The sequence below is a fragment of the Gelidibacter sp. genome (assembly GCF_035515035.1).
Classification (GTDB): domain Bacteria; phylum Bacteroidota; class Bacteroidia; order Flavobacteriales; family Flavobacteriaceae; genus Gelidibacter.
The window spans coordinates 1-24,155 of record NZ_DATJCA010000025.1 but is presented as its reverse complement, the minus strand read 5'-3'; the positions used below and the strand labels follow the sequence as shown (position 1 = coordinate 24,155).

The window sequence follows — 24,155 nt, the reverse complement described above, 5'->3', positions numbered from 1 at the left end:
GTTATATTTAAACGATGCATGAGGCTGCAATTATATCAATTTCACAGGATGTCTAAGCTGCTGAGATCAAGTAATAAACCTAATCTAAAAGTGAATTTTATAAGGAATAGCTTCATCAATTATAAACCATTAGGAGGCTGCCACAAACCATGTGATGGCCCTTGAATAGGGGTTCTTAGAAAGGAGGAAATGTGAATGGTGGGTGTTGTCTGCTTCTTATTAAATCCGACAAATTACTAATGCTTTATATACACCGTTTTTCTGTTGACAAATTCATGGATTCCTTCTTTTGAGAGTTCACGTCCATAGCCCGAAGCTTTGGTGCCCCCAAAGGGCAGTCGTGCATCAGAATTGACCAGCTCATTTACAAAGTAAGCGCCGTCTTCTATACTGTCAATATAGCTTTGTGCGGTGTCAATAGACTGAGTAAAAACCATAGTGCCCAAACCAAATCTGGTTTCCGAAGCCACCTTAAAAGCGGCCTCGGCATTTTTAACCTTCATGATGGGGGCAACGGGTCCAAAGGTTTCTTCCTTAAAGACGGGCATGTCCGTAGTGATATCGGTTAATATGGTTGGTTCAAAATAAGCGCGGTCTTGTTTGTTGCCCGAAACTACGGTTGCGCCCATTGCAACGGAATCTTCGATCTGCTTTTTTAAAATATCAGCTAAATCAATTCTAGCCAAAGTACCAATGGTCGTTTCATTATTCATGGGATCACCAAACTGTAGTGCGGCCACCTTGTCTTTAAATCTTTTTAAAAATTCGTCATAAATAGGTTCAGTAACAATAAATCGTTTGGCAGCAATACAACTTTGTCCTGCATTTTGCATCCTGGCGTTGACAATCGTGTCCATATATTTATCTAAGTCGGCATCTTCCAATATTATACAGGCATTGCTACCACCCAATTCCAATACTGTTTTCTTTAGATGTTTTCCTGCAGTGGCTGCAATGGCTTTGCCTGCCTTTTCACTTCCGGTTAAGGTCACTGCTTTAATAAGGTCATTTGCTATGAGTTTTTCGATTGCGTCATGATTGACCAAAATAGTAGTAAAGCACCCTTGAGGATACCCTGCTTTTTCAAAGAGTTTTTCTATAGCCAACGCACAACCTGTAACATTGCTGGCGTGTTTTAAAAGAGCCGTATTGCCAGCGGTTAAAGTTGGAACGGCAAATCGCAGGACTTGCCAAAAAGGATAATTCCACGGCATGACGGCTAAGATGGTGCCTAATGGATCATAGCTGATAAAGCTTTCAGAGGCTTCAGTATCAATAAGTTCATCTGCCAAAAAATCATCGGCATTGGTCGCATAGAAGTCACAGACAGTCACGCATTTTTCAATTTCGGATAGACTTTCTGCTAGGGGTTTGCCCATTTCTAAGGTAATGAGTTCGGCTAAATCCTCTTTATCATCTTCCAAGATTTGAGCCATGTTGTTTAAGAGCCTGCAACGCTCATTAATAGTCGTATTTCGCCATGTCAGGAATGCTTTCTGGGAGTTTTGCAATATATGATCGATCTCTTCAGAAGTATGCGGTTCATATTCTTTAAGAGGTTTGTTGTTAAATGGGTTAACGGTTTTAATGATAGTGCTCATAACGGAGGGTTTTTATGTTAAATTCATTATAAATAACTTTAACATTTAGGTTATCAAATATACTTTTGTTATACTGTATAAGAGTTAGCAACTAAATTATAGCAAAATTTTAACGACTCCAAAAGGAATAGTGTAATAGTTAAAATTTTATTGTTTTGAGACAATGTGAGTTTGTAATGTGCTATACTTTTGAGGAACCTAGAAAAATCAATATTAACAATTAAAATAAAAACGATATTATGGGAAATAATAGTAATAATACGCTGATCGGTCTTTTGGCTGGTACAGCAATTGGAGCAACATTAGGAATTTTATTCGCACCGGATAAGGGAGTGAATACGAGACAGAGAATTTCAGATGAAGCGTTAGCAGCAAAAGAAAGAATCGCAGAAGGCGCTATGGCGGCAAGAGATACTATTGCAAATAAAGCCTCACATTTTGCCGATAAAGCATCTCATTTAAAGGATAGTTTTGTTGAGACAGTTCAAGCAAAAAAAATGACTTTAGATGAAAAAGTAGAATATATTGTTTCTGATGCAAGCCATAAAACCGAAGATGTCATTAGTACGTTGGAAAATCAATTGGCAACGTTGAAAGAGAAAAATAAGAAATTCCAAAAATCATAATTCTGTCCTATGAATATTTTTGAATCTATAAATAATACGTCCAATAAAGCTTCGGATATTGGAGAGAGATATGTTGATAAATCTTTCGAATATTTCAAATTAAAAGTTTTTCAGCAATTATCCTATACCATTAGTATGGCAGGAAAAGCGCTAATTATTGGTGCTGTATTATTTATAGGTTTAATCTTTTTGGCTTTTTCCGCAGCCATTGCCATTGGTGATGCTTTAGGACATGTTGCTTTAGGGTATCTTATAGTTGGAGCTTTATTTTTGTTGATAGCGCTTATTTTCTACAAGGTGAGATATCTGGTTGATGCCAAAATAATCAGTAAGATCCAATCCAAATTCTTTAAATTTTAAACCATGAAAATCTACAAATCGTTCGACGAAATCGACTTAGATCTGAATAGACTGAGCCTTGAAAGACAGATTGCCTGGGAGGAAATAAAGGGCCTCAAGCATAGTTTTAAGCAAGAGATGCAACCGCTCAACTGGGTGAGCACCGGAATTAAATATGCTGGAAAATATGGTCTCTTGGTTTTGTTGAGAAGACTGATTAGAAGATAAAAATTAAATGAAAAAACGGAATTAACTTTCCGTTTTTTCATTTATTACCACCACTTGTTTTCTGAATTCATGGGGAGTCATCTCATATTTTTCCTTGAATATCTTTGAGAAATAACTTCGGCTTGTAAAACCAATCGTATAAACAATTTGAGAGATATTCAAATCTGTAGTATTCATTAAATCTCTCGCGGCCTCCAAACGCACATGTCGTATGTATTCAGTAACGGTGCGCGCATATAAAAACTTAAATCCTTCCTGTAATTTAGCTTGAGAAAGACCTGAATCTCTAGAGATTTGATCTAAATTATAACCCAATGATGGGTCATCCACGATCTTCTTGGCATGCCGTCTAATAAGTTTTAATTCTTCATTTGAAAGAGAATTCGGAAGGGGCTCATTATTTTGATATTTGTCATGCCGTGCAATATGCATGGATAGCAAGTGATAAACCTCACCTTCAATTTGTAGCATACGCGCCATTCCTTCGGTTTTTAAATCGCGCAATGTTTTTACATAATCTTCCATCCTCAAATGGATAGGACTATAATAAGCAAAAGCGGTTTCATCTTTATCGTCCACAAAAACACGATAAAGATTTTCATTGAGCGCTGATAGTTGGTTGTTACGCTTTTTTAAGAACTCTGTCCTAACAATGCGGATGTCATTAATAACAATATGAACTTCCTTTGGGAAAAGTGTGTAAAGTTTTAGACCTATTTTTGAGACAATTATGGACGAGTGGAATTGTTCTACGGTATGAAAGTCGGTTTCATTTTCAAAGCGATTTTTATAACACCCTTGAGAACAATAGGAAAAACGAATGGGATTGAAATGCTCGTTACGACTTACAATTAAAATATCCTCAAAAAACAGGGCATCAATCTCTAGCAGGCTCACTCCCCAATCAAATGTAATACATCTGATACAGCCCTTTCCAATATCATTATTAAAAGTTAAGGTGTATTCTCCCCAACGCTCAGTAATTTCTCCCCCAAAATAACTTTTCATTAGTTTTAGGGCACCTTGGGTACTTTTTGCATTAAGGGTTACTTCTATCATATATTCTTAAGATATTTAAATAAGTTGAGATTTTAAAAACTTAGAAAAGATAAAAAACTGAATAGGAACTACTTGTTTTACAAATATATATAATATTCCTAGTGAAAACAATGACTCCAACAATACATATACTAAGTTAGAATATTTTGAGATCTGAAAACATTAAATGCATACAGTTAACTATTCTTTCGATTGAGTTATTTGGACAGGACATATCTCTTTAACTTTGTAGTATACAAATAGAGTCTAGTACTCTATACACTGGTTGGTTAGTTAGGAAGGACGACCTCAGCAACACTTCAAATATGCTGAGGTTTTCTTTTGTCTTTAAGTTCCTGTTTTTCAATTCTGAAAGAGTACTGCAAAAGGAATTGTGTCATAAAATAAAACAACCTCAACCTATCTACAATTCGTCATAATCAAATGCATCTTAATAAATTTGATCGCTAACCCTGTTGTTTTTATAATGCAACGAAAGGTTAAAAATTGGTGAACGATTGAAAGCGTCAATCAAAATATGAATTGAATTAATGGAAGAAAAATAGGATGGGTAACTTTAGACCAATCTTAAAATTGATATTATGAGTGACTACACAGATAAATTAGGAAACAGATTAAATGAATTGTTAGAAAAAAACTATGATGCTGAAAAAGGGTTCAAAACAGCCTCTGAGAACGCTAAACATGCGGGTCTCAAATCATATTTTTCTAACAAAGCGCAAGAACGTTATAAGTTTGGACATGAGTTAAAGTCGGAATTGAAAAGTTTTGGTGTTGAACCTGATAAAGGAGGCAGTGTTACAGGTGCAGCACACCGGACCTGGATGGAAGTCAAATCGTGGTTTTCTACTGATGATGATGAAGCGATGCTTGAAGAAGCTATCCGTGGAGAAAAGGCTGCAGTTGCAGAATATAAAGATGTCTTAAATGAAACTGCGCTTCCTGGTTCTACACAGCAGCTATTGGAAACGCAAAAGAATACCATAGAGCATGGGTTGGTCAACATTAAAAGATTGGAAGATCTGGCCTAATACTTGCGACATATGGATGGATAAAAAGACACTGATATTGAGGTGTCTTTTTTTGGTAAAAAACTAGAGTGACTTTTTTTAAATTGAATTTCCTGACCTATAAGCGTCATTAATTGATGCGTTCAAGTCAAAAAACCCAATTAAATATAAGTTACTTACCTCTTGAAAATTGATGCCATGTTTTATAAAATCTCCAATATCGCCACAAGAGAATCAATTGAAGAAAAGTTTCAAGTTAACTTCGAATTTCCAAACCTATATAAGTCTAAAGGTGTGATAGATGGGTTAAAAGAATCCACCGTTTCTGTGATAACCATTTCTGATCCCAAGAAAGCGACCTATGCCATTTGGGGGCTTTTGCCAGAAAACTTTGAAGATAACTGGAGTGTTTTTCAAGATGTATTCAATACCCTGAATGTTAATATTGAAACCTTAAAAAATGGGAATGGTCTTTATTCCAATCTTCTTCAAAACAGAAGGTGCGTTGTTCTTGCCACTGGATTTTTTACGACCTGGTTAACCAATGGCACTATTGAGCGGTGTCATGTACATCTTCCAAATTACGAGCCGTTTGCCATTGCAGGTGTTTTCAATGAGCTAAGTGATGGATTTATAACCTGCTCCATAGCGGTGACCAAAATGAGCGAATCCTTTAAGGATATTCCAAATATCTCCAATTTAAAACCACTTGTTCTAAATGATAACGAACTGAAACAATGGTTAGATCCCCTGACTTCTTTAGATCAGATAAATAAGTTATTTCAAAATCATGAATCCTTAGATTTTGATTATGAAATCTTTGAAGTTGGAAATTCCATCCTCAAATCCTAAAATCCCATATTCACTTAGAACCTAAACTTAATGAGTTAAATTCTAACTTAATAGCGTTAAATGCTCGTAGAGTTATGGTTTACCTTTACAATACATTAACTTAAAAACTCGAAATTATGTTACGTTGGACGATCATTTTTATAGTAATTGCTATTATTGCCGGTATTTTAGGATTTGGCGGAATAGCAGGAACTTCTGCAGGAATAGCTAAAGTATTCTTTTTTATTTTTATAGTTCTATTTATTTTATCTCTTTTGAGAGGCGGATTAAAAAAATAAAAAGCTATCTTTTACCTTTAATAACTTAAAACCAATTTAAATTATGAAAAAATTAATGATGACTTTTGTGGTTCTATTTTCTTTAGGAACCGTAATGACAACTTTTACAAGTTGTAGAGACACAAATAAGAGCGGTATTGAAAAAGCTGCGGATGACATTGGAGACGCAATTGATGATGTTGTTGACGATGTTGAAGATGCTGTGAATTAATACAATTATATTATTTAATTTGAAGGCCATTACTCACGTGATGGTCTTTCTGTTTCATGAAACCTCTGTCTGCCCTTAGTTGTAAAACGCAAAAATGGAGCGGATTGGATATTGAGGGTTAAATTAATCCCGCTTCTTGGCGGAATCTAAATCCAAAACACGCCAGCAAATCGCCTTGGGTAATTGATGGCTGATCTAATCCTGTTTCTATTGGGGAATCTATATCGTAAAAGTAAAAACGGAGAGCTTTGAGTTTGAAAGGTTCTATCGACATCTGTCCGGATAAAATTTTTCTAAGGATGATCTCAATCCGAAAACTTAAAACGACTTGACGCGACAATTGTTATTCAATATCCTTGCTGTCAGGCTCTATATATTTAATAAAATCTGATGGCGATTCTAGTTGTACATAACGTTCACCAATAATTGCAATTGCTGTTGTAAGGACTTCAGGTTTTTTGTCAAGCACCTTTAACCAATCTTCATCGTTCAAATCTGGATGATCTCCATAATTCTTTATAAAATCTGGGTGTTCCTGATTGATAAGACCAGAAATAGGAAGGTCTAAACCTTTTGCCAATTCTGTCCATTGTGTGCCAGTGACTTTTGTTTTCGAAACATCTATTGCCAAAAGTTTGCGTTCAGAAGCTGACACATAGGCTTCTATTTGTTTACCAATCGAGTTTTCAGAATGAAAATATAACTTTATTTCATTTTTATCTGTTGAGATCACCCCCATTTAATTTTATAGTTAAAGTTATTGTATCCTTAATTTTATCCCTTATTTCTTTTATACGAATCTGTGGATCAGTTTGTTGCGAAACTAGGTCAGCAGGTTGTGCTGAAACTTAAATATATAAAAAAAAGCTGAGATTTAGTATTGCCAAAACCAATTGTTTCATAATAAGTTTTAATGAAATTAATGGCAGTTTCGGCGCAAAATCTCTATTTTTGTAAGTTCTAAATTAATTCCAATTATGTCAGATGCAATCGAGAGAGTAAAATGCCTAATTATAGGTTCAGGACCAGCAGGGTATACAGCCGCTATTTATGCAGCAAGAGCGAATATGTTTCCAGTACTTTACCAAGGAGAACAACCAGGTGGACAATTGACAACAACCAATGATGTTGAAAATTTTCCCGGATATCCAGACGGTATTACAGGTCCCGCAATGATGATAGAGCTGCAAAACCAAGCCGAACGTTTTGGAACTGAAGTTAGGGACGGTTGGATTACCAAAGTTGATTTTTCAGGAGATGTACATAAAGTATGGGTCCATGACGGTAAGGAAATCCATTGCGATACGGTTATTATCTCAACAGGAGCTACAGCCATGTACTTAGGAATCCCATCAGAGCAAAAATATTTACAACTTGGTGGAGGTGTTTCTGCATGTGCAGTTTGCGACGGATTTTTCTATAGAAATCAAGAAGTTGTAATTGTTGGTGCTGGGGATTCTGCCTGTGAAGAAGCACATTACCTATCAAAACTTTGTAAGAAAGTGACCATGTTGGTAAGACGCGATGAGTTCAGAGCTTCTCAGATTATGCAAGCCAGAGTCAAAAACACAAAAAATATTGAAATCCTTTACAATACAAATACTGAAGAAGTACTGGGCGACGGACAGGTTGTTACTGGAGTTAGGGTTAGGAATAATGTTACTGGTGAAGTTCATGAAATTCCTGCCACAGGATTTTTCGTGGCCATTGGTCACAAACCTAATACCGATATTTTTAAGGACTTTTTGGAATTGGATCCAACAGGTTATATTATCAATATCCCAGGCACTTCCAAAACTAGTATCGATGGTGTATTTGTTTCCGGAGATGCGGCTGACCATGTATACAGACAAGCGATAACTGCTGCGGGGACGGGTTGTATGGCGGCTTTAGATGCAGAGCGTTATTTGGCATCGATCGATTCCAATTTTGAAGTGAATACCGCTACAAATTACTAAGCAACTACAATTCAATTTATAACATATAAGAAGCCGTTTCAAGATTAATTGAAACGGCTTTTTTTAATGTCTCTAGGAAAACTGTCTGTGATTGGTTCCCATACTCAACCCTCAGGTAAGTTGTAATAGTATTGAAACAATATTTCGTGTTTAACCGATATGTACTCTCTGCGTTGGATTTTTAATTTATAAATCCTTAATTCTTTCCACGAAGTCGTAGTTGTGTATAACTGAATCGCTTAAAATATTTCCTTCAAATATTTCAGGTTGGATTTTGCTGTGTCTATAACATCGGCAGCCTGACCGTTCAGCATCAATTTCCCCATAGTGGTAGCAAAGCCTTTTACCTGATCAAACGCTAATTTAGGGGGCATTGCCAACGCATTTGGATCGGTGAAAATGTTTACCAAGGCTGGACCATTGTGGGCGAAGGCTTGTTGCAGGGTGTCTTTTACGTTTTCACAAGCATCCACATTCCAAGCTCTAATCTCCATGGCTTCTGCAACTTTGGCAAAATCAGGATTTTTCATTTCAGTTTGCCATTCCGGGTAACCGGCCACCTGCATTTCCAACTTGACCATTCCTAAGGAACGGTTGTTGAAAATAATAATTTTGACGGGAATATTATACTGGCTAATTGTCATCAAATCGCCTAAAAGCATACTGATGCCGCCATCTCCACAGAGCGCTATGACTTGACGGTTGGGTCTAGAAAGTCCTGCGCCAATGGCCATTGGCATCGCGTTGGCCATTGAGCCATGATTAAATGATCCTGTAAGGTATCGGTTGCGCTTGCCTTTAATATAGCGTGCGGCCCACACCGCTGACATTCCCGTGTCCACAGTGAAAATAGCATCGTCAGATGCCACCTCGTCAATCACTGAGGCTACAAATTCTGGATGGATAAATTTATCTTTCGATTTTTCATCCACATAAGATTTGTATTTTTCTTCTTGGTCGTCGTGTAATTTTCGCATGTCTTTAAGGAACGCGTCATCAGATTTCCGTTCCAATAGAGGTATTAAAGCGTCCAGGGTGTCTTTAATATTTCCCGCATACCCATAATCTACCTTGGCACGACGCCCTATGCGTTCGGGTTTGTGATCAATTTGAATGATCTTATTTTTTTCTGGGAGAAACGCTGTGTAAGGAAAGTCGGTGCCCAACAAAATGACCAAATCCGCTTCGTGCATGGCTTTGAAACCTGATTTACTGCCCAATAAACCATTTAGGCCAATTGCGTACGGATTGCTAATTTTATCAAAGAATATTTTCCCTCTAAAACTATAGCCCATTGGCGCGTTTAGAATTTCAGAAAGTTGCATCGCTTCTTCTTGGGCATCTTTACAGCCATAGCCACAAAATAACATTACTTTTTCGTGGGAGTTGATCACTTGTGCCAACTCGGCCATCTCTTCACTTCCAGGGATCAACTTAGATTTTGTTTAATAGTTGGTGTGTGAAGTTGAGATGTCTTCAACATCAGCTTCCGAAACGTCACCTGGTAAACCCACTACAGCAACACCTCTCTTTTCGATGGCGTGTTGGATTGCAGATTGAAAGGCTTGTGCAGCTTGTTGTGGGGTATTGGCCATAACACAATATTTGCTACAATCATCAAATAATTTAACCACATTGGTTTCTTGAAAATTATCCACCCCCATCCTGTCGGTATTGATGGTGGTCGCAATAGCGATTACTGGGTTTCCTGATTTATTGGCATCATACAATCCATTGATTAAATGAACGTGTCCTGGACCGCTACTGCCCATGCAACACCCAATTCCATCCAGTTCAGCATCCATAGATGCCGCATAAGCACCCGCTTCTTCGTGGCGTACATGAATCCACTCCAATCTACCGTCTCGTCTTACGGCATCGTTTATGTGGTTTAAACTATCTCCGGTAACGGCATATAATCTTTTTACCCCGGCGTTTACTAAATTTTCTACTAATAATTCTGCTACAGTTTTTGCCATGTCTTTGCTTTTCTTTTAAAGATACAAGTAAAAAATATATTTTTTGTTAGAAATCGTCCCTAATTATGTGCCCGTTAAGAAGTTAAGTTTTTAAAAAAACCTAAAAATTCGAAGCTATTATTGGCCATTTGGACTTATGAGGAAAAGTCAATTTCACTCGACATTAGCTTTACTAAGTGCGAGATTTGAATAAGGAATGCTTATGCGAAAGCATGAGAAGGCTATACTTATTTGAATAAGATCAAGAAAGTAGTATGTCTTAAGCCTAATTTTAAACGGACTACAGCGAATTTTACTTGAGAATTTAGATTATTCTTTTAGCTGAAGTTTAACCGATCCTACAAACTTTGGTAAGCTGATTTTGGGAGCATTGTAAAGGTATACTTCGCTATTTCCAGTCGCTTCAATAGTGATGCTGTCATTCACTCTTATGGTTGCTGAACTGCTCATATCCGCAATTAGGGTACACGTGTTTGTGAGAAACTCCTTTCCACTAAATACAGATGAATTGTCCACGCGCAATTGTGTGTTATCTAATGTCCCTTCCAATTTTGCATTGGCACGTTGATAAAGGTCTATTTTTGCAGATTTAGAATTGAGCAAGGCTTCCATTCTCACGTTATCACCAAGTACAATAACTGCATTTGTAGCATTAACATTCAATTTTACCCTAGCCTTATCTGATGCAGTATAATTGAAGTCATTCGTCTTTATATTAAGATAGGCACGTGAGGATCCTGTGGTTTTTAAGGTGGTGTTTTTTAGTTCTAAAGAGGTCAGTGAACGGATTTCTCCATTTTCAATCACTTCAATATTCTCCAGACCATCGGTGTAATTTACTTTAATATTCATCCGTTTACTTGACGTGATCTTTTTTTCTGTTTTAAATGTTAGGGTGCCGTTAACTACCTCAAAAAGAACGTATTCGTGAAGGTTGCTATCTGCTTCCAATTCCACCGAAGGTTTACTGTTATAGATGATTTCGACTGTAAAATCTTCACCTACAACAATAGAATGAAACGGATCAACATAGGTTTGCTTTATGGTTACATTTCTATCACCTTTAATTTTTTCATCAACTTGAGCGGAAATAAAAGTAGTGGAGAACACTGCCAATAAAAATGCAAAAATGATTTTATTCATTTTAACGAGTTAGAGTTTATACTAACAAATATAAACAAAAACCATCCCAAACTTTTAATAAGGTTGGAAATGGTTCTAAAAGTACGTTGGTAAATTGGGTATTTCCTCATATCCTTGCTGCTTCTGTCTGGCAAAAGCACCAGCAGTTTTTTGGTGATTTCAGGATTTCCTTTATAGGTGCTGTTGCCACCACTTTCAGTTCTGGCAGTCAATTTTCTTGAACGATTGAAGTGAATATCGGCACCACAACACCTTGATGTATTGGTGATGACCGTAAGCCTCTTTTCTGCCTTGATATCACTAGCAGTCCAAGCATAAGCAGTGAATTTCTATTTCTGAGTCCAATTTAAATCCGTGGTCTTAAATATCGTCTGTGATGATTTCTATGCCATTGCTATCAATATTTACCTTGACACGTTCGCTTTTTGATCGGACGCCATCTTGGTCAATTTCAATAGAGTTGTTTTTGTTTTTAATCTTTACACCGTTTTCATCTATTTTCAATCGAGAACTATCATCGGTGGCATCATCATTAAATTCTTGTTCTTCAGGACAATCCAAACATTTGATCTTGTTGTCCAGCATTTGTAAATAATGGCCCTCCATACCATTGATCACGATATGGTTTTTGTTGATGCTTCTCAGGTTCTCAAAATTTGTATTGTGCATATATGATGATCTCACACTTTGATTCCCGTAAAATGAGGTGGTGTTTTTGTCGGCGAACAATACTGAGCCTTCTGGGAGATATAATATAATTTCAACCTCCTGATCTCTGTATTTGTTTGCAAAAGCAGTGGTTAAAAAACCATCAAGTTCCAGCTTGTTACCGGTAATCTTATAATTGTAATTGATGTTGTTAGCTCTCTTTTTTGCATTTTGATAATTATTGCTTCGGGAGCTTTTGTCAATTCTGATGGAGGCCACGGAGTCTTTTGTAGATTTTAGCACCAGCCCTACGTTGGTCAAATACAACAGTTTTTGATCGTTCTGGTCATAAACTGGTTTCCATTGATTATTATGCCCCTTATATTGTTTACTGTACGACTTATTTTGTACCATGCTCAGATATAACGTGTCTTTAGCAGTCTTATTTAAGCTTTCGGTGTGTTGCACAAGCGCATATTCAGTATACTCACTAGCTTGTTTCACTCCGATGAGGACCAAACCAATGACGGACAACAGCCATAGGCCAAGTAAAGAAAATTTCGCAATTTGACCGATAGACTTCAGGTTATTGATCAAGATTTTCAATCCTAAATAGAAAATGAAAAAGAAAGGTATGCCAATGGCGAAAAACAACAATAAAGACATCATCCAAATAGGAATATTAGCAGCATTGGTCGCGTGAATAAAGTCGATGCCGGGAACATGGATGACCTCCGCAACTCCTACTGAAAACAGAGCGACAATCAAGCCTATCAACATAGAGGCACCGATAATAATCAGAATGATCCCGATGAATTTCCCGATAATTTTCAAGAAAAAGAGAATGATCTCACCCAGGGTGTCAAAGAATGTTTTTGATCCTGCCTTTATTTTATTGCCCTGTTTTGGTAGGTCCATATTTTTTACGGCATCGGAGACGTTTTGTGAGACATTTTCGAATCCGTCCTTAATCTTTTTTTCGATGTTGCTGATGTTGACGGGCTCTCCGGTCATGGTCAGCTTTTCGGCAGTGGTGATGGCTTCTGGAACCAGAATCCAGAAAAGAACATAGATAAAGATGAATGTTCCGGCCGAACCTAAAGCCAACAAGATCCAAATAAGGCGCACCCAAATGGCGTCAATACCCAAATAATGTCCAATTCCTGAGGCAACACCGCCAATGTAGGAATTGTCCTTGTCTCTAAATAACTTTTTAGAAAAAGTGCTTTGGCTTTTTTGTTGGAAATCGCTGTGGGGTTCATCCTCAAAAATTTCATCATCCACCAAATAATCTTCTGGTTGGCCCATAATGGAAATGACTTCATCCACTTCCTTTATCCTGATCACCTGTTTGTCATTTTGAACCCGCTCATTAAAAAGTTCAGCAATACGTGCTTCAATATCGGCAATGATTTCAGATCGGCCTTGAGTGTCCGTAAATGAACGTTTGATGGCCTCCAGATAGCGTTGTAATTTTAGGTATGCATCTTCATCAATATGAAAAAATATACCTGCTAAATTTATGTTGACTGTCTTATTCATTTCTTGATTGTTTTTTGGTGGTCACTAAGTTAACTGCGTGTTGTAATTCATTCCAAGTGGTGGTTAATTCCTTGAGGAATAATTTGCCCTTTTCTGTAAGGTTATAATATTTTCGGGGTGGTCCTGAGGTGGATTCCTCCCATCTGTAATCTAGGAGTCCAGCGTTTTTAAGCCGGGTCAATAGCGGATAAATGGTGCCTTCTACGACAAGCATCTTTGCATCTTTAAGGGTCGCCAGGATTTCCGCAACGTAGGCATCTTCATCTTTGAGGACGGAGAGGATGCAGTATTCAAGAACACCTTTACGCATTTGCGCTTTTGTATTTTCAATTTTCATATCTCTTTTCTGTGTTTTAAATGTCGATGCTCCAGATAGGAAGCAGAGAAACATAATGTGTTCGATTGATGATGTTTTGGCAGGTTTTATATGATGCCCTCATTTGATTTAATTAGTGAAACTGTTCGTTTTTTTGATCACGCTTGTGTTGTGACTTGCCCGATCGCCCTTTTGGGTGCTTGCGGGTTTGTTTGATTGATTTATTGATTGATTGATTTGCCCTAACGTAACTTTCGGGTAGGGCGGGTTGATGATTGCATAGGATATGGAACGCATGGTTATTTTAAAAAATTTATAGTCAAAGGGTATTTATAGAGCTCCCCGTCTCTGGCTTTTAAACTTGCAATGACAATAAACACTAATTCCAATAAAAAACCGGTAACCGCTAAAAAGCCAAAGCCACCGGCGATAAACAATAGTGGAGAGGCGCTGTGAAAATCGAATTGGATATTATCAAAGCTATTAAAACTGAGCAAATCGATGTGACCTAGAAATCCGAAGATTAAAAATGGAATCGTTAAGGCGCCCAAAATAATGGCGTACAATAAAACACTAATCTGAAAATTAAGAGCTTGTTTGCCATGTGCATCAACAAATTCAGATTTCTCTTTGTTGGTAATCCATAAGAGGAGTGGTCCAATGAAATTTCCAAAAGGAATGATGAATCTGGAAAAGGTTGACAAATGGATGAAGGTCGCGATATTTTTTTGGTGAGTGTCTAACATTTTATTGTATATAATAGTGGCTTATGCAAATATATATCTTAAGGAAGGTATTATGCAAAGCCTAGTACTATAATTTAACAAAAGATTAACAGATTGTGGTGTGGATTAAAATCGATAAATTAGCCCAAATCATATTTTATAATGAACATATCTCCTAGAAAACTCAATGCATTTTTAAGTTTTAAACTTCCTTCCGCGTTTTTATGTGGTGTCAGGGCAACCTATATTGATCATGAGCAATGCAAAGTTCGGGTCAAGCATAGATGGATCAATCAAAACCCGTTCAATTCCATGTTTTGGGCGGTTCAGGGCATGGCTGCGGAGTTGACCACTGGAGCATTGGTGATGTCAAAAATTAAAGCTAGCGGCAAACCTATTTCCATGTTGGTGGCCACTAACAACGCCACGTTTACAAAAAAGGCGACCGGACGTATTTCCTTTATCTGTACCGAGGGGCATAAAGTGGATGAGGCCATAAAAAAAACGATTGAAACCGGTGAAGGCCAAACGTTTTGGATGCATTCTGTTGGGACCAATGAGGAAGGTATTGAGGTGTCGAATTTTAATTTTGAATGGACGGTGAAGGTGAGGGGGTAGCAGTACGAAGAGGGCATTAGGGATGTGGCATTAGGGATTAGTGTTTAGGAAGTTATGAGTTCAGAGTATTAATTGGACAATTAGAAGCTTGAAACATTTGGCAGGATGAGATAAAGTTGCCACAAATACACGAATGGATTTACTGAAGCGTGAAGAACGAAGGGGGCATTACGGATGTGGTATTAGGAATTAGTGTTTAGGAAGTTATGAGTTCAGAGTTTTCACTTATGACTCGCCCCGAACGTGCTTTATCGCTACGGGCAGGCTTCCTACTAAAATCCTAATTTCTTTCGTCACTTTCGATCATCCCATCTCGCAATCGGATGACACGTGCTGCTCGTTTAGCTACATCTTCTTCGTGGGTCACCACAATAACGGTGTTTCCTGCCAAGTGGATGTCGTCAAATAATTGTAGGATTTCCAAGGAGGTTTTGGAATCTAAATTTCCCGTGGGTTCATCGGCAAGAATAATGGAAGGTCTATTGACCAAAGCCCGACCAACCGCCACTCGCTGGCGTTGTCCACCAGAAAGTTCATTCGGTTTATGGTGGATCCGATCGGCCAAACCAACATCGGTCAACACTTCTGTGGCACGAGCCTGACGTTCTGCTTTTGAGGCGCCAGCATAAATCATTGGTAAAGCCACGTTGTCCAATGCGGTGGTTCTTGGTAAGAGGTTGAACGTTTGAAACACAAAACCGATTTCTTTATTTCGGATTTCAGCCAACTGATCGTCACTTAACTGACTCACATCTTTATCATTCAGAATGTACTTCCCTGAAGTGGGTGTGTCCAAACAGCCCAGCAAGTTCATTAGTGTTGATTTCCCAGAGCCCGAAGGACCCATAATGGCTACGTAGTCGCCGCGTTCTATATCAAGGTCGATGCCTTTTAATACATAAACGGTTTCTGATCCTAGTTGGAAGTTTCTGACGATGTTTCTAATGTGAATGACGTTTCCCATGGGTGTTTTGAAAGGTTCAAAGTTTAAAGTTCAGGGTTCCAGGTTCAAATTCCAACTTGGAACTTTGAACACCGAATCTTGAACTTTTAAGATTGCAAGATAATTGATTTCCGATTGGTTTGACGCTCAAATCACCGAGTTGTTACACTCGAATCTTAAAATGTTCTTTTGCTTGCTCTTTTCTGAAGAAAACGAGTCCCCAATTAAAGATGTCCACCGTAACGGTGACTTGCGGATGGTTTTTAATGATTTCCCAAGCTTCCGTCATCCCTCTTGACCAATAAATATCATCAAAAATAAAAACAGCATCGTTATGGGCGGTGGGCAATAGCATTTCAAAATAACTCAAGGTGGCCTCTTTTGAATGGTGCCCGTCAAAGAATATCAGATCCCATTTCTCTTGAATCAGTTCTTGAATGGTTGATTTAAAATCTCCAGGAACAGGGGTGATGTTAGACAGTTTTTTTGTAGAGAACTGCTGTTCTGCAACTTTTAAAATTGCGGTACAGCCTTCGATAGTCGTGATTTCGGCTTTAGGATGGGCCACAGCCATAGCGTGTGTGGCAATGCCAAGATTGGTGCCCAGTTCTAAAATGGTCGCCGATTGAAAATAACGTACCATCCGAAACAGTAATTTGGTATTTTTCAAAGAGGTTCCTGAAGTTTTGGCAATCGCGTTTATGGCGCGTTCGTCCGATTTAAAAACTTTAGAACCCGATCCGAAATCGGTGATGGTGATTTTTTCAGGATTTTGAAGTAGTTCGGAACGATAGGTTATTAAGGCTTTATATTCAGGATGTTCTGTGCGGTCATAAAAACATTTGGTTACCAAATCATAAACAAAAGGGGAATGCACCCCGTGTTGGTTACGTGATTTGAGCAGGAACTTTATGTAGGAGAGGAACTGATGCAAGTTTGTTAGTTTCTTGTTTCTATTGTTTAATGTTTCTAGTTTCCCGTCTTCACTCAACTGTCATAATAGAACGCTGATGACACAGATTTTTACTGATTTGTACTGATTTATTTAGACACTAATTAATGTTTAATAAAATAACAACCATTCTAAGACTCCAACTTCTCTGACAACTCAAACCATCGCGCTTCCTTGGCGGCCAGATCGTCAATTATTTTCTCTAACTCCAACGACAATTTATTGATTTTATCCTGGCTTAATGTTGTGTCATGAAATTTCTCTTCAAAGGCTTTTTTGTCCAATTCCAAAGACCTGATTTTACTTTCCAGAGATTTCAGCTCTTTTTTCTCATTATAAGAGAGTTTCTTGGCGTCATTCTTGGTCTGGTCCACACTTCCAGGTTCTGATTTCAGGACCTCTACAACCGGGGCGGAGGCTTCATAATCGCGGTAATCAGAATAATTACCCGGGAAATTCTCAACTTCACCTTCGCCCTTAAAAACAAATAGGTGGTCGACAATTTTATCCATGAAATAACGGTCGTGCGATACGACGAGCAGGCACCCTGGGAAATCCAATAGGAAATCTTCAAGCACGTTTAAGGTAACAATGTCCAAATCGTTGGTAGGTTCATCCAGAATCAAAAAGTTGGGGTTTTGGATCAACACGGTACAAAGGTACAGACGTTTTTGTTCGCCGCCACTCAGTTTTTCCACAAAGTCATACTGCTTTTTTCTATCAAATAGAAAACGTTCCAAGAGTTGGGACGCGCTAATCTGACGCCCTTTGGTCAGTGGGATGTACTCGCCAAATTCCTTGATGACTTCAATGACCTTTTGACCTTCCTTTATTTTGATTCCGCTTTGGGTGTAATAGCCGAATTTAACGGTATCTCCAATAATGACTTTTCCAGCATCCGGAACGATGGATTCGGTGAGCATATTTAAAAAGGTGGATTTGCCAGTTCCGTTTTTTCCGATAATGCCAATCCGTTCGCCTCTTTTGAACACATATTCAAAATTCTTTAAGATCACCTTATCTCCAAAGGCTTTTGAGACCTTATGGAATTCCACGATCTTGCTTCCCAATCGCTCCATATTGATTTCCAGTTGCACCTGATGGTCGTTCCGACGTTGGTGGGCTTTGGCCTTGATATCCTGAAAATCGTCAATACGCGATTTGGATTTGGTGGTTCGTGCTTTCGGCTGACGGCGCATCCATTCCAATTCTTTTTTAAAGAGTTGTTTGGCCTTTCCGGTTTCGACCGTTTCATTGCTGACCCGTGCTTCCTTTTGCTCCAAGTAATAGGAATAATTGCCTTTATACGTATAGAGTTTGCCGTGGTCCAACTCGATGATTTCATTACAGACCCGCTCCAAAAAGTAACGGTCGTGCGTGACCATAAACAAGGTCATTTGGGCTTTGGCAAAATACTGCTCCAGCCATTCAATCATTTCCAGATCGAGGTGGTTGGTAGGTTCGTCCAAAATTAAAAGATCGGGATCGTTGATGAGTGCGGTGGCCAATGCCAAACGTTTTTTCTGACCGCCAGACAATACTTTAATCTTCTGACTGAGGTCTTCCAGTTTCAATTGTGACAGAATCTGTTTAAAACGCAGCTCAAATTCCCAAGCGTTGTGGCGTTCCATGCCCTCAAAAGCTTTTTGGTAAGCATCGGAGTCTTCTGGATCCAGCAGCGCCTTTTCATAATTTTCAATGATTTTTAAGATGGGTAGATCTGAACTAAAAATCGTGTCCTCTATAGTGAGTTCGTCTTCAAATTGTGGGGACTGCGATAAAAACGACAAGCGCAGGCCTTTTCTGATCACCACTTGTCCGTTGTCAGGCTGATCCGCGCCTGAGATGATATTTAAGATGGAGGTTTTTCCACTTCCATTTTTAGCCACAAAGGCAATTTTATCGTCTTTATGGATACTAAAAGACAAGTCTTCAAATAGCGTTACTTCGCCATAAGATTTTGAGATCGATTCAACAGTTAGGTAATTCAAAGTCTATTTTTTTGCAAATAACGTGAATAAATAACAAGGGAGAGAAAATCTTCAGGTTTTAAAGCATTTCAAGAGTGTCTAAATAGGAATTACATCCTATAACCAAACTTAAATGAAATCAGTTGCTTACTCTTCCTTGACACTTAAATATATAAATATATTAGGTAGCCATCAAAAATGGCATCCTAATGCATGGATTGTAGCTTTAATTTACCAATAATCCAAAAAAATTGATAATAGTTTTGATATTCCGAGTGATAACTTATATTTGTCAAAACACATGTGACCCTTTATGAAACGATTTCTTTTGGTTATGGGATTAATTCTCAGTAGTTTGTTGACGTCCTGTATTCCCCAAAAAGATCTTGTATACCTCCAAAACAAGGATGTTGCCACAGATACGCTACAGATGATGGTGGAGCAGCAAAAACCTTATCGGGTGCAAATCAATGATATTTTAAATATTCGGATTAAGGTCTTGGACCAAGAAAATGTCAGTATTTTTAATCCGATAGGCGAAGGCAATTTAAATGCCAGTGCCGCTGAGCGTGCTTACTTTGATGGCTTTACCGTTGATACGCATGGGACAATCAGGATCCCGGAGTTGGGTGTCATAACGGTGTTGGGGTATACGACATCAGAGATTGAAGAGCTCATTAAAAACAGGCTTCTTGAGGAACAGTTCAAGGAAACTGCCAATATGTTTGTCACCGTAAAACTCTCCGGGTTGCGTTATACGGCCATGGGAGAAGTCAGATCGCCAGGATCCCAAATATTGTTTCAGGAACGGGTCAATATCTTTCAGGCCATTGCCAATGTAGGCGAAATTGAAATGACGGGCGACCGAAAGGATGTGTTGATCATCAGGCAATATCCGCAAGGGCAACAGATCCATCATTTGGATTTAACGGATGTCCATGTGATGAACTCGCCGTATTACTATATTCAGCCTAATGACATGATTTACGTGAAGCCACTCAAACAAAAATCGTGGGGTACGGGAACCACAGGAAGGGAGTCCATTACTGCTATCGTTTCTGTTTTGAGCCTTGTAACCACAACCATTTTATTGCTTAGACTGTAATTTTCATGGAAGAACACGACGATTATTCAGAACCAAGAGGCACCTATTTCGATTTTAGGGGCTACTTGTTCAAAGCGCTTCACTTATGGAAATTTGTGCTCCTAAGTGTCGTGTTCGCATTGATTGTGGCGTATCTTATCAATGTAAGAAAACAAAGTATCTACAAGTTAGATTCGCTTATATCAGTAGAAAGTGATCAAAATCCGTTTTTTACTGCCAATACCAGTATTTCTTTCAACTGGGGTGGGGTTTCCGGGAAAGTGGGCAAAGTGATGACCACGGTAAAAACCCGGACCCATAATGAGTTGGTGACGGACTCCTTGCAATATTATATGGAATATCTGCAGGAAGGAAAATATCGCATGGAGGATATTTATAAAAACGCGCCGTTTGTGGCGACCCTAGATAAATCCAAAGGACAGATGTTAGGCAATCTCATCGGGATTCGTTTTATAGATGACACCCAGTTTGAGCTGACCGCCAATTTTGAAAAGAGCGGGTTTACGGCCCAACGGTATTCGGATAAAACAAAATATAACGACAACTTTAAAATCGGCCCTTTCGCGCAGACCTTCAGTTTTGGAGAAACCATCAGTCTGCCTTTTTTCAATGGGAAAATTACCAAGCGGAAGGACAACACTATCGTACCTGGGGCAAAATATTATCTGCAGTTTTTAAACTTCGACTCGGTAGTCAATCAGTATAAAAACAGTGTGATGATTGCACCTTTTTCAGGAAGTTCATCTTCTGTTCTGACTTTGTCGTTGGCAGGCAGTAACAAAGCCAAGATTGTGGATTATTTGAATGCTACCACCTCCATATTAAGTAAGACTGAATTGGAGCGGAAAAACCTGTACGCCACCAATACCATAAAATTTATTGACAGTAGTTTGAATGCCGTGAATGATAATCTGAAGGATGTTACGGACGAGATGAATACCTTCAGAAAGAAGAACAAACTCTTCGATGTTACGGAAGAAATGAATATTGTTTCAACCAAACTGAGAGCCTTGGATCTAAACAGGGAAGAAGAACGCACCAAGTTAAACTATCTCAATTCGCTCGAAAATTATCTTCGCACCAAGACCGATTATACCCAAATAGCCGCACCCACATCTGTAGGGATCAATGAAGGTAATATCCTGGCTAGTGTTGGAAAGATTACCGCCCTTGCCATTGAACGCCAGACAAAGGAATATACGGTAAAGGAAGGCAATGTTATTTTTAAGGACATTGATCGGCAGATTGATGCCGAAAAGAATGTGCTCTTAGAGACTATCGGCAATACCAAAAGAACGATAGGTATCAATTTGGACGCCATTAACAACAATATTGCGCGTTTTGAAGCGCAGTTGAGCAATCTGCCGGAAGACCAGCAGGAGTTCTTGAAGATTCAGCGCAAGATGGATATTAGTCAAGAGTCCTATAACGTCTATTTGACCAAACGGGGAGAAGCGGCCATTGTAAAAGCGGCGAATGTTTCGGACATCAGCACTATTGACGAAGCCAAGGATATTGGAGGCGGCCGGATTGGTCCCAATAAAAACCTGAATTATATGATGGGGTTGATGTTGGGCTTCTTTATTCCCATGTTCCTCATTTTTGTGATCTTCCTATTGGATAATACCATTCACGGTTCTGACGAGGTAGAACGTTTGTCCAGCATTCCTATCTTGGGGTTGATCGGGAAATACAATTACAAAAACAATTTGGTGGTGTTTGAAAAGCCGAAATCGGCAGTATCAGAATCCTTTCGTTCCATTCGATCCAGTTTACAGTTTATTTATAAGAAGCAAGGGGAGGAAGATGGTATCGGTAAAACCATCATGATTACGTCCTCGGTGAGTGGGGAAGGAAAAACATTTTGCTCCATCAATATTGCGACGGTTTATGCCCTGTCCGGAAAGAAAACCTTATTGCTGGGTCTGGATTTGAGGAAGCCCAAAATCTTTGATGATTTTAATATTTCGAATGATAAGGGTGTTGTCAATTATTTAATTGGGGACAATACCTTTGATGAGATCAATTACGCTTCACATGTTGAAAACCTAGATGTGATCCCTTCAGGTCCTGTGCCTCCAAACCCATCAGAGCTCTTGATGGGCGATCGGATGAAGGAACTCATTGAGTTGGTACGGGGCCGGTATGACATGATTGTGTTGGACACCCCACCTTTAGGTTTGGTCACAGACGCTTTGGAACTGACGCAGTATGCAGATGCCACCCTGTTTATGGTACGATTGGATTATACCAAAAAAGGGATGCTGGCTTTAATCAACGCCAAATATAAAATGGGGGAGGTCAAGAACATCAGTTTTGTACTTAACTTTTACAAGCATAAAACCAATCATAATTACGGGTATGGTTACGGTTATGGGTATGGCTACGGCTATGGTTACGGGGTTTATGGCAATGCCTATCACGAAGGGAGTGGCCGACGTTCATTGTTAAAACGATTCAAACGGTTCTTGAAGGCCAACACCTAATCCTTTTATAAGATCCCTCTAAAACCAGTCCTGGAACTTTGGATTGGAGCGTTTGGAAGGCGATGGAACCTTAATGATCGAGTTGAAGGTTAAAATCCTACTCCCGAGAGGTATCGGGATTCATTGCGGCTACTTTAGTTTCTATAGATATTTTAGCCACGTCCCGATGGCTATCGGGAACACGGCTACTTGTTTTTCTGCGGATGTCAACTATGGGCTTTCAATCGGTATTGGTTCTTTTGTACGTGGAACTGAGCATCTAAGCACGACCACTTTTAAATAAATAGAGGAAGAATTTATTCTGTCATAACCGTTAGCCCCCGAAAGCTACAATAGAACGGTGATTTGGGCGGATAAGCTTGAAATCGATAAAAAATAGGTTCTAAATTGGGGATTTTCTTTAGATTTGCTCTTTATTTTAAAATCTATAAAAAACGCATCATGACAAGTCATCCCAAAATTACAATATTAGGATTAGGATATGTAGGTTTACCGCTTGCTGTAGAATTTGCAAAGCAATTTTTGGTGGTCGGTTTTGACATCAACCAAAAGCGTATTGACGAGCTTAGACAAGGCACCGATAGAACTTTAGAAGTTGATAATAAGGTCCTTCAATCTTTGTTGGTTACCGACCTTAATGCCAAAAGTGGACTGTTTGTGTCCAATATGCCTTCTGATATTGAGGATTCCGATTTTTATATCGTTACCGTTCCCACCCCAACAGATGCCCTGAACAAACCAATTTTCACCCCTTTGATCAAAGCGAGTGAAACGGTGGGTAAGGTATTGAAGAAAGATGCCATCGTTATCTATGAATCTACGGTGTATCCGGGCGTTACGGAAGATATCTGTGTCCCTATTTTGGAGAAGGAATCAGGGTTGACCTTTAACGTCGATTTCTTTGCTGGCTATTCGCCAGAGCGCATCAATCCAGGAGATAAGGTCCACACGGTTACTCAAATCTTAAAGGTTACTTCAGGTTCCACACCTGAAATTGCGATCAAAGTCGATAATCTCTATAAAACCGTCATAACGGCGGGCACCCATATGGCACCGTCCATTAAAGTGGCCGAAGCCGCTAAGGTGATTGAGAATTCACAACGTGATATCAATATTGCCTTTGTAAACGAGCTCTCTAAAATCTTCAGGTTGCTGGACATCGATACCAAAGCCGTTTTGGAAGCCGCTGGAACCAAATGGAATTTCATTAAAATGTCACCAGGATTGGTAGGTGGTCACTGTATTGGAGTGGACCCGTATTATTTGGCCCAAAAAGCGATTGAGTCTGGGTACAATCCTGAAATTATATTGGCAGGCCGTAAGATGAATGACAGCATGGGCAGTTATGTAGCGCAAGAAACGGTTAAAATGATGATTAAAAAGGGCGCCAAGATCAAAGGCTCCAAAGTCTTGGTTTTAGGGGTTACCTTTAAAGAGAATTGTCCGGACATCCGGAATTCGAGAGTGATTGATATCATCAACGAGTTTGAGAGTTATGATGTGGACGTTGATGTGTATGATCCTTGGGCTTCAGCAGCGGAGGTGAAACACGAGTACAACTTCGAC

Annotated in this window: 24 protein-coding genes and 1 pseudogene; 13 read left to right on the top strand and 12 right to left on the bottom strand. The window is 38.9% G+C overall.

The annotated features are described in order from the left end of the window. Positions 1-236: 236 nt before the first annotated feature. Positions 237-1,601, bottom strand: coding sequence for an NAD-dependent succinate-semialdehyde dehydrogenase (locus VLZ86_RS02080; RefSeq protein ID WP_325448225.1), 1,365 nt, complete (start codon positions 1,599-1,601; stop codon positions 237-239). A 239-nt stretch (positions 1,602-1,840) separates the two neighbouring features. Between VLZ86_RS02080 and VLZ86_RS02075 the strand changes: the two genes are divergently transcribed. Genes VLZ86_RS02075 through VLZ86_RS02065 form a run of 3 tightly spaced genes read left to right on the top strand, consistent with a single transcriptional unit; the run spans position 1,841 to position 2,794 of the window. Beyond that, entirely contained in the window at positions 1,841-2,227 is a 387-nt protein-coding gene (locus VLZ86_RS02075; protein WP_325448223.1) for a YtxH domain-containing protein, read from the top strand. Between the two features lie 9 nt (positions 2,228-2,236). Further along, on the top strand, positions 2,237-2,587 hold the full coding sequence (locus tag VLZ86_RS02070) for a phage holin family protein (RefSeq protein ID WP_325448221.1): 351 nt from the start codon (positions 2,237-2,239) through the stop codon (positions 2,585-2,587). A gap of 3 nt (positions 2,588-2,590) precedes the next feature. Beyond that, complete coding sequence (locus VLZ86_RS02065) at positions 2,591-2,794, top strand: hypothetical protein (protein WP_325448219.1); 204 nt, start codon at positions 2,591-2,593, stop codon at positions 2,792-2,794. Positions 2,795-2,815: 21 nt separating this feature from the next. Here VLZ86_RS02065 and VLZ86_RS02060 read toward each other — a convergent pair whose 3' ends face one another. Continuing rightward, positions 2,816-3,853 carry an AraC family transcriptional regulator gene (locus VLZ86_RS02060; protein ID WP_325448217.1) on the bottom strand — a complete coding sequence of 346 codons (1,038 nt, stop codon included), beginning with the start codon at positions 3,851-3,853 and terminating at the stop codon, positions 2,816-2,818. Positions 3,854-4,434: 581 nt separating this feature from the next. Between VLZ86_RS02060 and VLZ86_RS02055 the strand changes: the two genes are divergently transcribed. The 4 genes from VLZ86_RS02055 to VLZ86_RS02040 all read left to right on the top strand — a co-directional run bounded on the left by VLZ86_RS02055 (position 4,435) and on the right by VLZ86_RS02040 (position 6,204). Beyond that, positions 4,435-4,884 carry a PA2169 family four-helix-bundle protein gene (locus VLZ86_RS02055; RefSeq protein ID WP_325448215.1) on the top strand — a complete coding sequence of 150 codons (450 nt, stop codon included), beginning with the start codon at positions 4,435-4,437 and terminating at the stop codon, positions 4,882-4,884. A 177-nt stretch (positions 4,885-5,061) separates the two neighbouring features. Further along, positions 5,062-5,715 (top strand): SOS response-associated peptidase family protein, encoded by a 654-nt coding sequence (locus tag VLZ86_RS02050; protein ID WP_325448214.1) that lies wholly within the window; start codon positions 5,062-5,064, stop codon positions 5,713-5,715. 116 nt (positions 5,716-5,831) lie between these two features. Then, positions 5,832-5,993, top strand: coding sequence for a DUF1328 family protein (locus VLZ86_RS02045; RefSeq protein ID WP_325448212.1), 162 nt, complete (start codon positions 5,832-5,834; stop codon positions 5,991-5,993). Positions 5,994-6,036: 43 nt separating this feature from the next. Next, positions 6,037-6,204 (top strand): hypothetical protein, encoded by a 168-nt coding sequence (locus VLZ86_RS02040; protein ID WP_325448210.1) that lies wholly within the window; start codon positions 6,037-6,039, stop codon positions 6,202-6,204. Positions 6,205-6,547: 343 nt separating this feature from the next. Here VLZ86_RS02040 and VLZ86_RS02035 read toward each other — a convergent pair whose 3' ends face one another. Then, complete coding sequence (locus VLZ86_RS02035; RefSeq protein WP_325448208.1) at positions 6,548-6,943, bottom strand: hypothetical protein; 396 nt, start codon at positions 6,941-6,943, stop codon at positions 6,548-6,550. Positions 6,944-7,181: 238 nt separating this feature from the next. Here VLZ86_RS02035 and trxB point away from each other — a divergent pair, with 238 nt between their 5' ends. Next, positions 7,182-8,162: a thioredoxin-disulfide reductase gene (gene trxB / locus VLZ86_RS02030; RefSeq protein ID WP_325448206.1), complete on the top strand. Its 981-nt coding sequence runs from the start codon at positions 7,182-7,184 to the stop codon at positions 8,160-8,162. A 239-nt stretch (positions 8,163-8,401) separates the two neighbouring features. Here trxB and VLZ86_RS02025 read toward each other — a convergent pair. The 6 genes and pseudogenes from VLZ86_RS02025 to VLZ86_RS02000 all read right to left on the bottom strand — a co-directional run bounded on the left by VLZ86_RS02025 (position 8,402) and on the right by VLZ86_RS02000 (position 14,536). After that, positions 8,402-10,141: pseudogene (locus VLZ86_RS02025) on the bottom strand (thiamine pyrophosphate-dependent enzyme). A gap of 309 nt (positions 10,142-10,450) precedes the next feature. Continuing rightward, positions 10,451-11,284, bottom strand: coding sequence for a GIN domain-containing protein (locus tag VLZ86_RS02020; RefSeq protein ID WP_325448204.1), 834 nt, complete (start codon positions 11,282-11,284; stop codon positions 10,451-10,453). Continuing rightward, positions 11,281-11,496: a hypothetical protein gene (locus VLZ86_RS02015; protein WP_325448202.1), complete on the bottom strand. Its 216-nt coding sequence runs from the start codon at positions 11,494-11,496 to the stop codon at positions 11,281-11,283. The genes VLZ86_RS02020 and VLZ86_RS02015 overlap by 4 nt, the downstream gene beginning before the upstream one ends. A 148-nt stretch (positions 11,497-11,644) precedes the next feature. Next, positions 11,645-13,474 (bottom strand): PspC domain-containing protein, encoded by a 1,830-nt coding sequence (locus VLZ86_RS02010; protein WP_325448200.1) that lies wholly within the window; start codon positions 13,472-13,474, stop codon positions 11,645-11,647. Further along, positions 13,467-13,811, bottom strand: a complete 345-nt coding sequence (locus tag VLZ86_RS02005) for a PadR family transcriptional regulator (RefSeq protein WP_325448198.1) — start codon at positions 13,809-13,811, stop codon at positions 13,467-13,469. Before VLZ86_RS02005 ends, VLZ86_RS02010 begins: the two co-directional genes overlap by 8 nt. Positions 13,812-14,089: 278 nt before the next feature. Further along, on the bottom strand, positions 14,090-14,536 hold the full coding sequence (locus VLZ86_RS02000; protein ID WP_325448196.1) for a DUF4870 domain-containing protein: 447 nt from the start codon (positions 14,534-14,536) through the stop codon (positions 14,090-14,092). 141 nt (positions 14,537-14,677) lie between these two features. Between VLZ86_RS02000 and VLZ86_RS01995 the strand changes: the two genes are divergently transcribed. Next, positions 14,678-15,133, top strand: coding sequence for a DUF4442 domain-containing protein (locus tag VLZ86_RS01995; protein ID WP_325448194.1), 456 nt, complete (start codon positions 14,678-14,680; stop codon positions 15,131-15,133). 280 nt (positions 15,134-15,413) lie between these two features. Here VLZ86_RS01995 and VLZ86_RS01990 read toward each other — a convergent pair whose 3' ends face one another. From VLZ86_RS01990 to VLZ86_RS01980, 3 genes are all read right to left on the bottom strand, one after another. Next, positions 15,414-16,097, bottom strand: a complete 684-nt coding sequence (locus VLZ86_RS01990; protein WP_325448192.1) for an ABC transporter ATP-binding protein — start codon at positions 16,095-16,097, stop codon at positions 15,414-15,416. A gap of 142 nt (positions 16,098-16,239) precedes the next feature. Continuing rightward, entirely contained in the window at positions 16,240-17,010 is a 771-nt protein-coding gene (locus VLZ86_RS01985) for a class I SAM-dependent methyltransferase (protein ID WP_325448191.1), read from the bottom strand. A 149-nt stretch (positions 17,011-17,159) separates the two neighbouring features. Further along, positions 17,160-19,019 (bottom strand): ABC-F family ATP-binding cassette domain-containing protein, encoded by a 1,860-nt coding sequence (locus VLZ86_RS01980; RefSeq protein WP_325448189.1) that lies wholly within the window; start codon positions 19,017-19,019, stop codon positions 17,160-17,162. Between the two features lie 292 nt (positions 19,020-19,311). Between VLZ86_RS01980 and VLZ86_RS01975 the strand changes: the two genes are divergently transcribed. From VLZ86_RS01975 to VLZ86_RS01960, 4 genes are all read left to right on the top strand, one after another. Continuing rightward, positions 19,312-20,103, top strand: a complete 792-nt coding sequence (locus tag VLZ86_RS01975; RefSeq protein ID WP_325448187.1) for a polysaccharide biosynthesis/export family protein — start codon at positions 19,312-19,314, stop codon at positions 20,101-20,103. A gap of 5 nt (positions 20,104-20,108) precedes the next feature. Next, complete coding sequence (locus VLZ86_RS01970; RefSeq protein ID WP_325448185.1) at positions 20,109-22,589, top strand: exopolysaccharide transport family protein; 2,481 nt, start codon at positions 20,109-20,111, stop codon at positions 22,587-22,589. A gap of 43 nt (positions 22,590-22,632) precedes the next feature. Then, the gene (locus tag VLZ86_RS01965; protein ID WP_325448183.1) at positions 22,633-22,872 is read left to right on the top strand and encodes a hypothetical protein; all 240 of its coding nucleotides are present in this window, start codon (positions 22,633-22,635) and stop codon (positions 22,870-22,872) included. A gap of 158 nt (positions 22,873-23,030) precedes the next feature. Next, positions 23,031-24,155: nucleotide sugar dehydrogenase (locus tag VLZ86_RS01960; protein ID WP_325448181.1), on the top strand; the 1,125-nt coding region annotated here is incomplete at its 3' end.

Excerpts from the sequence above, each read along its gene's own strand:
- VLZ86_RS02080 (WP_325448225.1), bottom strand. The coding sequence starts at position 1,601 with ATGAGCACTATCATTAAAACCGTTAACCCATTTAACAACAAACCTCTT.
- VLZ86_RS02075 (WP_325448223.1), top strand. The coding sequence starts at position 1,841 with ATGGGAAATAATAGTAATAATACGCTGATCGGTCTTTTGGCTGGTACA.
- VLZ86_RS02070 (WP_325448221.1), top strand. The coding sequence starts at position 2,237 with ATGAATATTTTTGAATCTATAAATAATACGTCCAATAAAGCTTCGGAT.
- VLZ86_RS02065 (WP_325448219.1), top strand. The coding sequence starts at position 2,591 with ATGAAAATCTACAAATCGTTCGACGAAATCGACTTAGATCTGAATAGA.
- VLZ86_RS02060 (WP_325448217.1), bottom strand. The coding sequence starts at position 3,853 with ATGATAGAAGTAACCCTTAATGCAAAAAGTACCCAAGGTGCCCTAAAA.
- VLZ86_RS02055 (WP_325448215.1), top strand. The coding sequence starts at position 4,435 with ATGAGTGACTACACAGATAAATTAGGAAACAGATTAAATGAATTGTTA.
- VLZ86_RS02050 (WP_325448214.1), top strand. The coding sequence starts at position 5,062 with ATGTTTTATAAAATCTCCAATATCGCCACAAGAGAATCAATTGAAGAA.
- VLZ86_RS02045 (WP_325448212.1), top strand. The coding sequence starts at position 5,832 with ATGTTACGTTGGACGATCATTTTTATAGTAATTGCTATTATTGCCGGT.
- VLZ86_RS02040 (WP_325448210.1), top strand. The coding sequence starts at position 6,037 with ATGAAAAAATTAATGATGACTTTTGTGGTTCTATTTTCTTTAGGAACC.
- VLZ86_RS02035 (WP_325448208.1), bottom strand. The coding sequence starts at position 6,943 with ATGGGGGTGATCTCAACAGATAAAAATGAAATAAAGTTATATTTTCAT.
- trxB (WP_325448206.1), top strand. The coding sequence starts at position 7,182 with ATGTCAGATGCAATCGAGAGAGTAAAATGCCTAATTATAGGTTCAGGA.
- VLZ86_RS02020 (WP_325448204.1), bottom strand. The coding sequence starts at position 11,284 with ATGAATAAAATCATTTTTGCATTTTTATTGGCAGTGTTCTCCACTACT.
- VLZ86_RS02010 (WP_325448200.1), bottom strand. The coding sequence starts at position 13,474 with ATGAATAAGACAGTCAACATAAATTTAGCAGGTATATTTTTTCATATT.
- VLZ86_RS02005 (WP_325448198.1), bottom strand. The coding sequence starts at position 13,811 with ATGAAAATTGAAAATACAAAAGCGCAAATGCGTAAAGGTGTTCTTGAA.
- VLZ86_RS02000 (WP_325448196.1), bottom strand. The coding sequence starts at position 14,536 with ATGTTAGACACTCACCAAAAAAATATCGCGACCTTCATCCATTTGTCA.
- VLZ86_RS01995 (WP_325448194.1), top strand. The coding sequence starts at position 14,678 with ATGAACATATCTCCTAGAAAACTCAATGCATTTTTAAGTTTTAAACTT.
- VLZ86_RS01990 (WP_325448192.1), bottom strand. The coding sequence starts at position 16,097 with ATGGGAAACGTCATTCACATTAGAAACATCGTCAGAAACTTCCAACTA.
- VLZ86_RS01975 (WP_325448187.1), top strand. The coding sequence starts at position 19,312 with ATGAAACGATTTCTTTTGGTTATGGGATTAATTCTCAGTAGTTTGTTG.
- VLZ86_RS01970 (WP_325448185.1), top strand. The coding sequence starts at position 20,109 with ATGGAAGAACACGACGATTATTCAGAACCAAGAGGCACCTATTTCGAT.